Source organism: Dysgonomonas gadei ATCC BAA-286, from assembly GCF_000213555.1.
In the GTDB taxonomy this organism is placed as follows: domain Bacteria; phylum Bacteroidota; class Bacteroidia; order Bacteroidales; family Dysgonomonadaceae; genus Dysgonomonas; species Dysgonomonas gadei.
In genome coordinates this window covers 91,664-106,482 of record NZ_GL891990.1, presented here as the reverse complement: position 1 = coordinate 106,482, position 14,819 = coordinate 91,664, and the positions used below count along the sequence as shown (strand labels likewise).

At 41.8% G+C, this 14,819-nt stretch carries 8 protein-coding genes and 1 pseudogene; 5 read left to right on the top strand and 4 right to left on the bottom strand.

What is annotated here, in order from left to right; all coding sequences use genetic code 11:
- Positions 1-409 precede the first annotated feature (409 nt).
- A pseudogene (gene mobC / locus HMPREF9455_RS18255) lies at positions 410-2,418 on the top strand (conjugal transfer protein MobC).
- A gap of 73 nt (positions 2,419-2,491) precedes the next feature.
- Here the strand turns inward: mobC and HMPREF9455_RS18250 are convergent.
- Positions 2,492-2,665: a histone H1 gene (locus HMPREF9455_RS18250; RefSeq protein WP_006801225.1), complete on the bottom strand. Its 174-nt coding sequence runs from the start codon at positions 2,663-2,665 to the stop codon at positions 2,492-2,494.
- A gap of 297 nt (positions 2,666-2,962) precedes the next feature.
- On the opposite strand from HMPREF9455_RS18250, the gene HMPREF9455_RS18245 reads away from it, so the two are divergent.
- The 4 genes from HMPREF9455_RS18245 (at position 2,963) to HMPREF9455_RS18230 (ending at position 13,057) form a co-directional block, all read left to right on the top strand.
- Complete coding sequence (locus HMPREF9455_RS18245) at positions 2,963-4,522, top strand: DUF3945 domain-containing protein (protein ID WP_006801224.1); 1,560 nt, start codon at positions 2,963-2,965, stop codon at positions 4,520-4,522.
- Between the two features lie 35 nt (positions 4,523-4,557).
- On the top strand, positions 4,558-6,666 hold the full coding sequence (locus HMPREF9455_RS18240; RefSeq protein ID WP_006801223.1) for a type IA DNA topoisomerase: 2,109 nt from the start codon (positions 4,558-4,560) through the stop codon (positions 6,664-6,666).
- 144 nt (positions 6,667-6,810) lie between these two features.
- A complete protein-coding gene (locus HMPREF9455_RS18235) occupies positions 6,811-7,254 on the top strand; it encodes a DUF1896 family protein (protein ID WP_006801222.1) in 444 nt (147 codons plus the stop codon).
- Positions 7,244-13,057, top strand: coding sequence for an N-6 DNA methylase (locus HMPREF9455_RS18230; RefSeq protein WP_006801221.1), 5,814 nt, complete (start codon positions 7,244-7,246; stop codon positions 13,055-13,057). The genes HMPREF9455_RS18235 and HMPREF9455_RS18230 overlap by 11 nt, the downstream gene beginning before the upstream one ends.
- Positions 13,058-13,091: 34 nt before the next feature.
- Here HMPREF9455_RS18230 and HMPREF9455_RS18225 read toward each other — a convergent pair whose 3' ends face one another.
- From HMPREF9455_RS18225 to HMPREF9455_RS18215, 3 genes are all read right to left on the bottom strand, one after another.
- A complete protein-coding gene (locus HMPREF9455_RS18225; RefSeq protein ID WP_006801220.1) occupies positions 13,092-13,412 on the bottom strand; it encodes a helix-turn-helix domain-containing protein in 321 nt (106 codons plus the stop codon).
- Positions 13,409-13,723, bottom strand: a complete 315-nt coding sequence (locus tag HMPREF9455_RS18220; RefSeq protein WP_006801219.1) for a helix-turn-helix domain-containing protein — start codon at positions 13,721-13,723, stop codon at positions 13,409-13,411. Before HMPREF9455_RS18220 ends, HMPREF9455_RS18225 begins: the two co-directional genes overlap by 4 nt.
- Before the next feature lie 199 nt (positions 13,724-13,922).
- Positions 13,923-14,753 carry an RteC domain-containing protein gene (locus HMPREF9455_RS18215; RefSeq protein WP_006801218.1) on the bottom strand — a complete coding sequence of 277 codons (831 nt, stop codon included), beginning with the start codon at positions 14,751-14,753 and terminating at the stop codon, positions 13,923-13,925.
- Positions 14,754-14,819: the final 66 nt, after the last annotated feature.

Here is a 14,819-nt window from a genome sequence, read left to right as displayed (position 1 = left end):
AAGAATATGTCAACTGCGTCGTCTGAAAATATACGATCCTATAATGTAAACAGCTTTTCACATGAGAGATAACACTATCGTCCTCGTGCAGCTTTAAAGTCTGCTTTGCAAAATCTGTGACTCTCGCCTATGTAAACTAATACAGGGATTTGCAGCTCCCAAACTATTGGAAGTCTGCTGTGGGAAGTCTGTTTACTATAGGATTAAAGATTGGGTTTTTCGAGCCATATAGACAATATCAGTAATACTGAAAAGGGAGATAGAAAATCCATCTCCCCCAATAGCATTACTGCATATCGTCAGGATGTTTATTGCTGACAGGTTGCTCCCCAGCAGTGCCTGTTTCCTCTTAACATCCTGACATAAAGATAAAAAATAAAAATTAATCATTAAAAAATTTGGATTTAAAATGGGAAATGAGGATGATTTAAGAGGACTTGCTAAAGTCATGGAGTTTATGAGGGCGATCAGTATTTTGTTCGTTCTGATGAATATTTATTGGTTCTGTTATCAGGCAATACACGAGTGGGGAATTAATATCGGGGTAGTAGATAAAATTCTAATGAATTTTAACCGTACCGCAGGTTTGTTCAATTCTATATTGTGGACGAAAATCTTTGCCGTGGTATTCCTTGCCCTGTCCTGTTTGGGGACAAAGGGAGTGAAGGAGGAAAAGATTACATGGAATCATATCTATGCATGTCTTATTTTTGGTTTTGTATTTTTCTTTCTGAACTGGTGGCTTCTTTATCTGCCTCTTCCCAAAATAGCCAATGCAGGCTTTTATATTTTTACCATTGCAGTAGGATATATATTGCTTTTGATGGCGGGTACATGGATGAGTCGCTTACTCAAAAACAATCTGATGGACGATCCGTTCAATAACGAAAACGAATCGTTTATGCAGGAAACCAAGTTGATGGTAAATGATTATTCGATAAACCTGCCCACAAAGTTTTGGTACAAAAAAAGCAGTGGAAAGGTTGGATAAACGTAGTAAACCCGTTTCGTGCGGCTATTGTGTTGGGTACTCCTGGTTCGGGTAAGTCATACGCCGTTGTAAATCAGTTCATCAAACAGCAGATTGAGAAAGGCTATACGGGCTATATTTACGATTTCAAGTTTCCAGACCTTTCGACTATTGCTTATAACCATCTGTTAAACAATAGAGAAGGTTATAAGAAAGTACCGACCTTTTATGTGATAAACTTTGATGATCCAAGTCGTAGCCACCGTTGCAATCCAATTAACCCGTCATTTATGGATGATATTTCAGATGCTTATGAGAGTGCATACACCATAATGTTAAATTTGAACCGGACGTGGGTGCAAAAACAAGGAGACTTCTTTGTAGAATCTCCGATTATCCTTTTTGCTGCCATTATATGGTATTTGCGAATCTACAAGGATGGTAAATACTGTACTTTTCCTCATGCCATAGAATTTTTGAACAAAAGTTATGAAGATATTTTTCCGATTCTGACTTCGTACCCAGACCTCGAAAACTACCTTTCTCCCTTTATGGATGCGTGGAAATCTGGAGCTGCTGACCAGCTTCAGGGGCAGATTGCGAGTGCTAAAATACCTCTTTCTCGTATGATTAGCCCGCAATTATATTGGGTGATGTCGGGCGATGAATTTACCTTAGATATCAACAATCCCGATGACCCGAAAATATTGGTAGTAGGTAACAATCCTGACAGACAAAACATCTATGGAGCGGCACTTGGATTGTATAATAGTCGTATTGTGAAACTCATAAATAAGAAGGGGCAACTCAAATCATCGGTTATCATTGATGAGTTACCGACAATTTATTTCAAAGGATTGGATAACTTGATAGCCACTGCCCGAAGTAACAAGGTTGCTGTCTTGTTAGGTTTTCAGGACTTTTCGCAGCTAAAGCGTGACTATGGAGACAAAGAAGCTGCCGTAGTAATGAACACAGTAGGTAATATATTTTCGGGGCAGGTGGTCGGAGATACAGCAAAAACCTTGTCTGACCGATTCGGAAAAGTATTACAGAAACGCCAGTCTATGACCATCAACCGCAACGATAAATCGACTTCCATTTCTACCCAAATGGATAGCTTGATACCAGCATCCAAAATATCCAATCTGACACAGGGTATGTTTGTGGGTGCGATAGCGGATAACTTCGACGAGCGGATAGAGCAAAAGATTTTTCACTGCGAAATTGTGGTAGATAACGAGCGGGTTTCAGCCGAAACAAAGGAATACAAGAAGATACCTGTTATCACCAACTTTGTAGATGAGAATGGTGTAGACCGAATGAAGGAAATGATAAAGGAAAACTATGATCGCATCAAAGCCGAAGCTAAACAGATTGTAGTTGAGGAATTGCAACGTATCAAGGACGATCCCGACCTTTGCCATCTCCTGCCGAAAGAAGAATAGGTTTTATCAAAAATAAGAAAGCCGGATAATTGAAAATATTATTCGGCTTTTTATATTCCTTAAATATAGAATCTTATTTTGCAGCTTCAATAGATGCTTTACGAAATTCTTTCAATGCTTTTTCTATTGCTAAAGATGTTTTTCTGGCACGAGTTCCTGCTGCTTTGTTTCCGCTTTCTACTTGTAACGATGCATCTTTTTGGAAGTCTGCAATTAGGGAGTTGATGTTTTCTACTAAATTTTTCATTGTTTTTTATTTTTTATTCGGGGCAAAGATAATAATTATCATAAATCATCTTCGTTCTCTTTCTCTAAATCTGCTACAACTTCTTTTAATGATATCCTAAAAATAACAATTACAAATATACAGTTCTTTCGCTATTTAGATAATGAAACAGGTCGATAAATAAGAACCTTTCTAAAACCATCCATAGACAAGCACAGACACAAGCATCCACCTCTTTAAAACCTTGCAATCAGTCCATTAGTAAGATGTATTTTCGCTTTGCATTAATGTTAATGCAGAATAAAAATATCATTTATTATGGATCAAAACAAAGTAAAATCCGAAGAGCCTAAAGTCTTATTGACCCAAGGCGAAGATGGCAAACTCAAAGTCATCACAGGGGAGCAGGACGGTAAACTCAAAACCGTTGAACCCACCAAAGAGAATGCCGACCAATTTTTGAAGGTCGATACCAACAGTAACTTTCTGGAAAATTTCTTCAAGAAGATGTCGGCACAGTTCAATCACCCGTCACATACGGGTGTGTATGCCGTCGGGGTGTCAGCCATAGATAAAATAGCGGCTTTTCTCGACAAACTTATCCGTATCGACCACACCGACAAAGCCCTCGATCCGTATCGCCTTAAATTTGATGGTAAGGTAAAGATACATATTGAGCTTACAGGTAAGTTTCAGCCTTTAGACCTCAACAAACTCAATTGGAAAGAGACTGAGAAGTTGGGACTTTCGGGTGACAAATTGCAGGATGCCCTCAAAGCGATGGTTTACGGACACAAGTCTCCGGGATTGGTCGATATCAAACCTACTATTGACGGCAATGAGTTCCCGATGCAAGCTCGTTTATCATTAGAACCACAGGCGGATGGAAGTATCAAGTTGGTAACCCATCCCAAGCAGGAACAACCCGATTTTGACAAACCATTCATGGGAATAGCTTTTTCCGAGCAGGACAAAGAGCAACTCCAAAAAACAGGGCACGGAGCACGAGTCTACGAACTTGAACCCGTAGCCGGAGGTGAGAAAATCCCCTCGCTTGTATCTCTCGACAAAATGACGAATCGACTCGAAGCTGTCCCTATCTCTGAAATCAATATCCCGCAGACCTTGAAGAATGCTCCTCTTTCTCCTGAACAGCAACAAGGATTGAGAGAGGGTAAAGCTGTATGGGTTGAGGGCATGGATAAAAAAGTGAAGCCCGGAGAAGAACCACAGAAGATAGATCGTTTTGTGCAGTTCAATGCAGTCAATAAAAACTTCGATTTTAAGTTCAGTGACGAACAACGGCAACAGCATAAGGAGCAGCGACAAGCCAAACAGGGACAAGCACAGGAAAAGCCATTACCCAAAGCCCGTAAAGTTGATGAGGTATGGATTTATTCTAAGCAAGGTGGCGTACAGCTTAGTAAAGAAGAGTTTACCAAGCTGTGTAATAAAGAACCAATCTTTGTTGAGGGTATGCAATCCCGTCCGAAGCAACAACAAACAGATGCTTCAGGTGCACAAAAGGTAGAAGCTACCGATCAGAAAGGACAGAAATATAATGCATGGGTATGGGTTGACGAAAACAGAGATAAAGTCCGCCATACCTCTAAGCATCCCGATCAAGTACGAGCAATCGAAGCGAAGCAAGCGGCTAAGGATTCTCAGAAAGTTACTCCTGCTGCTGAAAGCAGAACACAAGTGGCTGTAAATAACGAAGGTAAGACCAACGAAGCGACCAAACATTCCAAAGAGCCGCTAAAACAAGGACAGACACAACCCACCGTCAAACAAGTCGAAAAGAAGGAGCAAAAACAGCAACAGGAACAAAAACAATCTCCTGCCGCTCCCAAGAAAAGTAAAGGGCGAAAAATGTAGTTTTTATCATCAACCACTAAAAAATCAATGTTAAAATGAAAATAATAATAGCAGAAAAACCCTCTGTGGCAAAAAGTATAGCAGCCATAGTTGGAGCAAATAATAAAAAAGAGGGCTATATGGAAGGTAACGGATATGCCGTTACATGGGCTTTCGGGCATTTGGTCGGACTCGCCATGCCGGAACATTATGGTATCACAGGATTTCAGAAAGAGAACCTGCCGATACTCCCAAAAGAATTTAAACTATTGCCCCGACAAGTTAAAGAGGGTAAGGAGTACAAGAACGATCCCGGTGTGATGGAACAACTCAAAGTAATCAAGGAGCTATTCTCTAAGGCAGATGAGATCATAAATTGTGCCGATGCCGGACGCGAGGGCGAATTGATTTTCCGATATATCTATGATTATCTGTGTTGTACTGTCCCATTTCAGCGATTATGGATCAGTTCGCTAACAGACCGAGCCATCAAAGACGGCTTTAAAACACTTCGCCTCGGAGCAGAATACGACAATCTGTATGCTTCAGCGAAAGCCCGCAGTACTGCTGATTGGCTCGTAGGGATCAATAGTAGTCAGGCTCTTTCTATCTCGGCAGGGTATGGCGTTTGGTCACTTGGCAGGGTACAAACCCCAACACTGGCGATTATTTGTAGTCGTTATCTGGAAAATAAAGACTTCAAACCACAGACCTATTTTCGGCTGAAATTACAAACAGAAAAAGAAGCTACTACTTTTTCCGTTCATTCGGTAGATAAATTCGACACCCGAACTCGTACCGAAGAAGTTACGGCAAAGGTAAAAGCCGCAGGAGCTATACAGGTTACAGCCGTAGAACGTAAGGAGGTCAAGCAGGAACCACCTTTGCTGTACGACCTTACCACACTTCAAAAGGAAGCCAACAGCGAGCATGGTTTTTCGGCAGATAAGACGCTGACGATAGCACAAAATCTGTATGAAGCGAAGAAAATTTCCTATCCCCGAACGGGCAGCCGTTATATTTCCGAGGATGTGCTGGAGGAAATACCGCACCTGATCGCTACGCTGCGGGCACACTCTCTTTTCGGAAAATACATAGACGGCAGATTCGACACTACGCTCAATACCCGTTCGGTGGACGATAAGAAAGTGACCGACCACCATGCGCTGATTATTACAGAAGAATCAGCAAGTAATTTATCCAAAGACGAACAGCTTATCTACGATATGGTTGCCGGACGTATGCTCGAAGCCTTTGGCGAACGTTGCATCAAAGAGAACACCACCGTATCACTTGATGCCGATGGCGTACACTTTTCCTGCAAAGGAAGCGTTACACTCGTCCCCGGCTGGAGGGCGGTATTTGATGCTAAAGACGAGCCAAACGATGAAGAGGATTCCACCACTTTACCTGTTCTTCTGGAGGGAGATAATCTTTCTGTTCGTGATTGCGAGATTCAAGAAAAGCAGACCAAACCCCGTCCATTGCATACGGAGGCAAGTTTGCTTAGTTCGATGGAATCCGCAGGCAAAGAAGTAGAGGACGAACAGCAACGTGAAGCGATGAAGGAATGCGGTATCGGAACACCTGCCACCCGTGCATCCATTATCGAAACACTATTTTCCCGTGAGTACATCGTCAGAGAGAAAAAGTCTCTTGTTCCGACCAACAAAGGATTGGTAGTCTATCTGGCAGTAAAGGACAAAAAGATAGCCGATGTAGCGATGACAGGTCAATGGGAGGAAGCCCTCAATAAAATTGCTTTAGGCAAGATGGATGCGGCTACATTTCACAAGGGAATAGAAGTCTATGCCTCGCAGATAACTACGGAGCTGCTTTCTACCACCATTGAACGCACGGATAATCACAATACTTGTCCTTGCCCAAAATGTAAAAACGGACAGATGGTATTTTATCCCAAAGTGGTAAAATGTAAAGATGAAAGTTGTGGACTGATCGTATTCCGCTCCATTGCCAAAAAAGAATTGACGGACGGACAACTCAATGATCTTTTGATGAACGGAAAAACCGCACTAATAAAAGGTTTCGTAAGCTCTAAGACCGGAAGTACCTTTGATGCCATCGTAAAATTTGATGTGGACTACAAAACAGTCTTTGAATTTCCACCACGCAAAGGTGACGGCAAAAAGAAACGTTCTAAGTAAAATCACTATCTTTACCACTGAAAGGTCTTTGTTCTACGATTCGGAATAGTCGTTTAACATTGATTTTTTAGTGGTGGCATCCGGGGCAAGGCTCTGGATGCCTTTTTTTTCCATCCTATTTCTCACCACTAAAAAATCAATGATATGGCGACAAAAACTAAAACGACAGTTACAGAACTGTCTTATTTCCGACTATCCCTATTATCTTATCTACGTGATACACATCCCGACAAAGCAACTGACCACAACTTTATTGCTGTACGTGGTGATGCCGCAGCAGAGACGTATAGCCAAGCTATAAAAGCAGGTCATACCCATGACTATGCAGAAGAAGCCTCTTCAAAGGTCTTATACGAAGGCTTATATTTCTCCACCTACCGAACCCTTGTAACTATCCTTTGGGAAGAATTTTCCGAAGAAATACCTCCCTCACAAGCCGAAGGCATAGCAATGGAGCTATTACCCTGCCTTACGGGTACAATTCAGAAATACAGCTTGTCTGATGATTTCGCCGATACACCTGAGTACAATCAGTTTTACACGGAACTGACTGGTGAAATACAAATACTTCTCGAAAATGGCTTATAATAAAAAAGCCCATCTTCGGGATAACATCGAGGCAATACGCATTGCTTTTGCTCTCGATAAAGAGAAAAGGCAGGCTACCGATGATGAAAAAATAAAATTGGCAGCCTATTCCGGTTTTGGAGGGATAAAAGCCGTGTTGAATCCCGCCGCCAAACAGGAAGATATACAATATTGGAAAGCCTCGGAGCATGATTTGTTCCCACTTGTAACCGAATTACATCAAGTGTTACGGGAAGGAGCGAAAGATGATGCCGAATACAAACGCTCTGTAAGCTCCCTTAAAAATTCGGTGCTGACCGCTTTCTATACACCCAAGCCCGTTATTGATGCTTTGACACTCGCTCTGAATAACAGTGGCATCAAACCTCAACGTTTTCTTGAACCGAGTGCGGGAACCGGAGCGTTTATATCCTCGTTCAAAGAAACTGTTCCTGATGCAGAAGTAACAGGATTTGAAAAAGATCTGCTGACAGGCAAGATTCTCTCACACCTCCACCCAGAGGATAAAATACGGATTGAAGGTTACGAAAAAATGGAAGGACGATACTCGCAGCATTATGATGTAATCGCTTCGAACATTCCTTTCGGCGATGTTGCTGTATTTGATCCTTTACTATCCAAACATGAGATACCCGCAGTGAGCCAATCTACAAAGGCAATCCATAATTATTTTTTCACTAAAAGTGTGATGGCTGCCCGTGAGGGAGGATTGATAGCTTTTATCACTTCACAGGGAGTTCTTAATTCGGAGCAGAATAAACCGATTCGTGAACACCTGATGAATAGTTGCAATGTCGTTTCCGCCATCCGATTACCCAATAACTTGTTTACAGAGGAAGCAGGAACAGAAGTCGGAAGCGATCTGATTATCCTGCAACGTAAGAATGATAATATCCTGCCGACCCAAAGGCAGCAGGATTTTATCGAATCTCGCAAATTATCGAACGGTATATCTGTAAATAATCTGTTCAAAGACTTCGACAGGGTGATACAGACCGATGTAAAAGTAGGTACTGACCCTTACGGAAAACCTGCAATGGAATTTACTCATTCGGGAGGAGCGGAAGCCATTGCCGCCACATTGTATCGGATGCTGAATGAAGATTTTACTCAACATTTAGATGTACAGCATTATCAAAGCCATGCACAGAGTACAGTAGAACAATTGCAATTACAGGTAGCTCCCACTGCGGAAATAAGACAAACACCCAATTTAGATGAAACTCGTTTTCCCGATGATCTTAACCCATTTTGGCAAGAAGTGGAGGATTTTCTGACACAGCCGACAGTACAACAATCCGAAACAACAAAACAAATCCAAGAGCCAAAAAGCATACAGGAAATATCTGTTTCGGATATGGTGGAATTAAGTCCCAAATCGGCTTATGAACCTATTGAAGAAGATTTAGTCCTTTTTTATCCGTTTGGAGAAGCCAGAAATCACAAAGCATGGGCAGAACTGTTCGAGCAGGGGAGAAAAGTAACTGTGGAGCCACGCATTGACCAACCAAAAGAAGAGCAGAAAGTTGTACCTGCAACAACAGAGAAAAAAGATACAATCATCAAGGATCAAGCCAGCGGATTGTTTGTAAATACGAATACGGGAGAAGTAATAGAGCAAAAGGACGTATCCGTACCCGACATTCAGCAACAGCCTATTGTTACTTTGTACGATTTGTTTGGTTTTTCAGCCGAGGAACGTTCACAGATTAAACAGCCCAAGCGTTCCCGTCGCCGTATGCCTATATCACCGCCTAAAGCCAGCCAGCAAAAGGAAGTACAACCTAAAAGTCCGGCAGCAAGTACACCAACAGAAACGCCAGAACAACGTGCAGATCGGTTGGAAAATGAAAGAGCGGAACGACTGAAGCCCATTCCGATGCCCATACCTGAAAACGGATTGCCGAAACATTATCGTGACGGCTCGTTGGTAACTGATGCAGATAATCGCATCGGCTACCTACGGGATATGGACGGACATCGACCTATGTTTCATCCGTTGGAATTGCCACCAAATCAACAAAAACGGGCATCACTTTATATTGAGATACGCGACACTTACAACCATCTGTATAACAACGAAGCCGATATACTGAAAGAGAATCCCGCATTACGGCAGATGCTCAATCGCCTGTATGATGATTTTACACAAAAATTCGGAAACCTGAACGATGTAAAGAATCTCGACCTCATCAAGATGGATGCCGCAGGGCGGGAAATACTTTCGTTAGAACGCTACCGAGAGGGCAAAGCGATAAAGGCTGATATCTTTGAACGTCCCGTAGCTTTCAATCCCGATGAGATTTCCAAAGTAGATAATGCATACGAAGCTCTTGTATCCAGTCTCAATAAATACGGAGCAGTCAATTTGGACTACATGGTTTCTCTAACAAGCAATACGCAAGAGGGAATACTTGACGAGTTAAAAGGTAAGATTTACTTCAATCCTCTTGTTGGAGGCTATGAAGTAGCGGACAAGTTTATATCGGGCAATGTTATCTCAAAGGCAGATGAGGTGCAGAACTTTATTGACCGCAATCCTGAACATAAAGCAGCCAAAGAATCCCTGACCGTTTTACAGGAAGCCATACCTAAGCCGATAGCCTTCGACGATCTGGATTTCAACTTTGGTGAACGCTGGATACCTTCGGGCATCTATGCCGCTTTTGCTTCACACCTCTTTGATACGAATGTAAATATCCATTATGCACAGAGCCGAGATGAGTTCAGCATAAATGCCAATACTAAAAATGCAAAGATCAGTGATCAGTATGCCGTCAAGGGAGAAAGCCGCACCTTTGATGGTATTGCCCTGATGCGTCATGCCTTGCACGATACAACTCCCGATATTACAAAAACGGTCAGAGTAGATGGCAAGGAGACAAAGGTACGGGACGGAGAAGCGATTCAGCTTGCCAATACCAAAATAGATGAGATGCGTAACGGCTTTTCGGAATGGCTCAGAGAGCAGACTCCCGAATTTAAAGACAGGCTGGCCGACCTCTATAACCGCACATTCAATTGTTTTGTACGTCCCGAATATGACGGCTCGCATCAAACTTTTGCCGGACTCGACCTGAAAGGTTTAGGCATTCCCGACTTATACAAGAGCCAGAAAGATGCCATCTGGATGCTTAAATTGAATGGTGGTGGGATAATCGACCATGAAGTGGGAGGTGGCAAAACGCTGATTATGTGCTGCGGAGCAATGGAGATGAAACGGCTCGGATTAGTCAATAAACCGCTTATCACAGGACTGAAAGCCAATATTCACGAAATCGCTCAAACCTTTTGTACGGCATACCCTGATGCAAAAGTGCTCTATCCCGGCAAGGAGGATTTTACACCACAGAACCGCAATCGTATTTTCAACGAAATGAAAAATAACAATTGGGATGCAGTGATTCTAACACATGAACAGTTCGGTATGATACCACAGTCCCCGGAGATACAGCGAGGCATCTTACAGGCTGAACTCGATAGCGTGGAGGAAAACCTCGAAGTATTGCGTTCACAAGGTAAGGAAGTTTCAAGAGGGATGCTTAAAGGTTGCGAGAAACGGAAAGCCAACCTTGAAACAAAGTTGGAAGGAATAGCCCACCAAATCGAAAACCGCAAGGATAATATGTCAGATTTTCGGATGATCGGTATAGACCATTTGTTCGTAGATGAATCTCACAAATTTAAAAATCTGACTTTTACCACCCGTCATGATCGTGTAGCAGGCTTGGGAAATACCGAAGGTTCACAACGGGCACTCAATATGCTTTTTGCTTTGCGTACCATACAAGAACGTACAGGCAAAGATTTAGGTGCTACTTACTCATCGGGAACTACAATTTCCAATTCACTAACAGAATTGTATTTGTTATTCAAATATTTGCGTCCCAAAGAATTGGAAAGGCAGGGTATCAATACTTTTGATGCTTGGGCGGCTATCTTTGCCAAGAAAACCAAAGACTACGAGTTTTCGGTTACCAATCAGATTGTTCAGAAAGAACGTTTCCGCTATTTTATCAAAGTGCCGGAACTGGCTTCGTTTTATTCTGAGATTACTGACTACCGTACTGCACAGGATATTGGCATCGACCGTCCTCAAAAGAATGAAATTTTGCACAATATACCGCCTACACCCGATCAACAAGAGTTTATCGGTAAACTGATGGAATTTGCCAAAACAGGTGATGCCACTCTCTTAGGAAGGGAACCGCTATCGGAACGGGAAGAAAAAGCAAAGATGTTGATAGCAACCGACTATGCTCGCAAAATGTCGCTTGATATGCGGATGATAGATCCGGTTAAGTATGGCGACCATATAGATAACAAAGCCAGCCATTGTGCCGCTTCGATAGCAGACTACTACCAAAAATACAATGCCCAGAAGGGGACACAGTTCGTATTCTCCGATTTGGGAACCTACAAACCGGGACAATGGAGCCCATATACCGAGATTAAACGCAAGTTGGTAGAGGATTACGGCATCCCTGCATCCGAGGTACGTTTCATTCAGGAAGCCACCAGCGAGAGGGCACGAAAAGCTATGATAAAGGATATGAATGAAGGTAAAATCCGTGTACTATTTGGCTCTACCGAGATGTTGGGAACAGGCGTAAACGCTCAGAAGCGGGCGGTGGCTATTCATCATCTTGACGCACCGTGGCGTCCGTCAGATCTGGAGCAACGCGACGGACGGGCTATAAGAAAAGGGAATGAAATAGCGAAACTCTATGCTGATAATAAGGTAGATGTAAAAATATATGCCGTAGAAAAATCACTCGATGCGTACAAATTTGGTTTACTGCACAACAAGCAGTTATTTATCAAACAGCTTAAAAATAATAATTTGGGTACTCGAACCATTGACGAGGGTAGTATGGATGAGAAAAGCGGTATGAATTTTTCTGAATATGTAGCTATCCTGTCAGGTAACACCGAATTATTGGAAAAAGCAAGGATTGAGAAGAAGATTGCTGCTTTGGACAGTGAAAAGCAGGCTTTCACTCGTGGCAAATCAGTGAGCCGATACAAGTTGGAGAATATCATGCAGACGGTTGAATCCAATAAAGGATATATTGATCGCATCTCCAAAGATGTGGAAGCCTTTAATAGTAGGGTGCAGGTTGCTCCCGATGGCACACGGCTCAATCCTGTAAAATTGGATGGGTTTCAAGCTGCCGATCCGGTTGCTATCGGCAAGAAATTGAACGAGATATCGGATAAGGCACGTACACACGGGGCACACGAGAAAATCGGCTCGTTGTATGGTTTTGATCTATTGGTAAAATCCGAAACTACGAATAAAGATGGTTTTGACTTGATACAAAACCGATTTTTCATACGTGGCGAGGGGCAGATACTTTATAACTATAATTATGGAAGTTTGGCGGCAGATCCAAAAACCGCCTCGCTTAACTTTCTGAATGCACTTGACAGTATGCCTAAACTATTGGAGAAGTATCAAACGGACACCGATAAGCGGATGCAGGATGTACCCGTTCTCAGACAGGTCGTGGAAGGCATCTGGGCGAAAGAGAATGACCTCAAAGACTTGAAAACGGAACTCACTGCTTTGGAGCGTAGGATAGAGTTGTCACTGAAGCCTATCGAGCAAAGTGAGGGACAAGAAAATGTTTCTGAAAAGAATCAGCTTCAAGCTCAGAATAGTCCAGAATCGACAGTGAATCAAGGTGGCCCTATGCCGAATACTTTGCAGGGAGTGAAAGAAGTTATGGGAGACAGGTTCGTGATTGCATCGGTGGGTAGTTCTCCACCAAAGGAAGAGAGAAGAGGTATGAAACTCTAAATGAAGACGACTGTAGAATTTCTGCGGTCGTTTTTTATTCTTTTTCTACCATTTCTTCATCAGTGTTATCTCTGAAATGATCACGAATAAATTTCTCTACGTTTTTCTCTGTATAAAATATCTTGTGATGAATGGTTATGTAGGTCAGTTCGCCAGCCGAACGGTAACGCTGCAATGTCCGTTTACTTACGTTCAGCATTTGGCACAAGTCTTGATTATCCAAAAGACGTTCGCCGTTTAGCACGTTATGTCGTCCGCTCATTATATCCATAAATTTATCCAATCGGTCAAAGCGTCCCATGAATTGCTCAAACCACTTTTGCATGAAATCTTTTATACCTTCGTTCTCGCTCATGGTTTGCCTCCTTTCTTATTGTTGTTTACCACAAGTCCCGGTAATAGACGTTTCACTTCTGCCAACAGATACCATACTCTACCTCCCCTGATTGAATAGGTTATTTCTCCGTTACTGCGTAACCGCTGCATAGTGCGTCTACTTACCCGTAATATGGTAGCAGCATCTTGATCACTCAGCCAAACCTCTGATGGATCAGATTGTTGTAGGATAGTATTTTCTTTTTCTTGTTTTTGTACAAAAGAATGAATCCGGTCAATTTTTTGTAGTAGACTTTTATAGGCTTCCGATTCTATACTTATTACTTTCATGCTCGTAACTTATTGGTTTGATGCAAAGTTCGAGCGTTTTTTGATACTTGATAACGAGGTCGGTACTACTCTTTTTGAATATTTCTGTAAGTAGCTTATATATAATCGAATATAAGTAAATTTTCTCCGAAAAAGAGAAATAGAAAATACAGAAAAGATCGGTATAATGCGTGTTTAAGCATACATACCGACCTCGGTATTATTCTTTTCTACCCATACGCCGCAATAGGGCATCTTTTAACTTGTCAAGAAATGGTGTAGGGGTATTCCGTATTTTCAAATCACCAAGAGTTCGCGAAAGATTGCTATCTAACTGGATATTAAATACATTTTGGATATAATCGTAAAGTTGTGTCAACGGTAGGTCTCCAAACATTCCGGCACTATCCCATGAAAATATTTGCTCCTGTAACTCGGCTTTACTACCCATCCAAGTCTTTTTAGTCGCAGGAAAGCCAAAAGAACAACTCTTCATACCGTTATCATCCAACAACTCCACTTCGTGCATCAAATAGACAGAAAGCATATCATTTGCTAAAATCTTCGCTACCTTAAAATCGCAGTTAGTCGAAAATTGGGGATCAAATTCATAATAAAATGTTTCGAGATATTGCTCCACGTCTGTTTTATCCCGCAGAAAATAAATAGCGTCTAAATGAGAAGAGTCTGATCGGTAATAACGGATAAAATCAAGCCTTTTACCATTATATTTGTTTATATCATTCAATAAATCACAGAAGTATTCCCGTTGTTTATTTATACCTATGGGGCGATTCATCTCAATATTATAGACTTTACGATAGAATATTAAACGGGAGCATAATCTAGGTTTAGTTTCTTTGAAAAAATAAATTTCCTCTTCCTCATCTTTAAAATCGTATGATAAAATAAATGCTTTTAATTGGTTGAATGCTTTGGCAAGTACGCGGGAAGCATCCAAAGACTTCGTAATCATACTCATTTCAGAACATTCTATTTGTTCAATCTTTATATCAATTTCTTTTTTTAGATGGGAGGTAAATCGAATCATAAATATGCATCTTTTTAGACCAAATAGTAAAACAGAATTCTATTACTAACTGATGTTACGCAAAAA

Bases quoted from the DNA above. Each gene is read 5' to 3' on its own strand.
- HMPREF9455_RS18230 (WP_006801221.1), top strand. From the start codon at position 7,244: ATGGCTTATAATAAAAAAGCCCATCTTCGGGATAACATCGAGGCAATA.
- HMPREF9455_RS18240 (WP_006801223.1), top strand. From the start codon at position 4,558: ATGAAAATAATAATAGCAGAAAAACCCTCTGTGGCAAAAAGTATAGCA.
- HMPREF9455_RS18220 (WP_006801219.1), bottom strand. From the start codon at position 13,723: ATGAAAGTAATAAGTATAGAATCGGAAGCCTATAAAAGTCTACTACAA.
- HMPREF9455_RS18215 (WP_006801218.1), bottom strand. From the start codon at position 14,753: ATGATTCGATTTACCTCCCATCTAAAAAAAGAAATTGATATAAAGATT.
- HMPREF9455_RS18225 (WP_006801220.1), bottom strand. From the start codon at position 13,412: ATGAGCGAGAACGAAGGTATAAAAGATTTCATGCAAAAGTGGTTTGAG.
- HMPREF9455_RS18245 (WP_006801224.1), top strand. From the start codon at position 2,963: ATGGATCAAAACAAAGTAAAATCCGAAGAGCCTAAAGTCTTATTGACC.
- HMPREF9455_RS18250 (WP_006801225.1), bottom strand. From the start codon at position 2,665: ATGAAAAATTTAGTAGAAAACATCAACTCCCTAATTGCAGACTTCCAA.
- HMPREF9455_RS18235 (WP_006801222.1), top strand. From the start codon at position 6,811: ATGGCGACAAAAACTAAAACGACAGTTACAGAACTGTCTTATTTCCGA.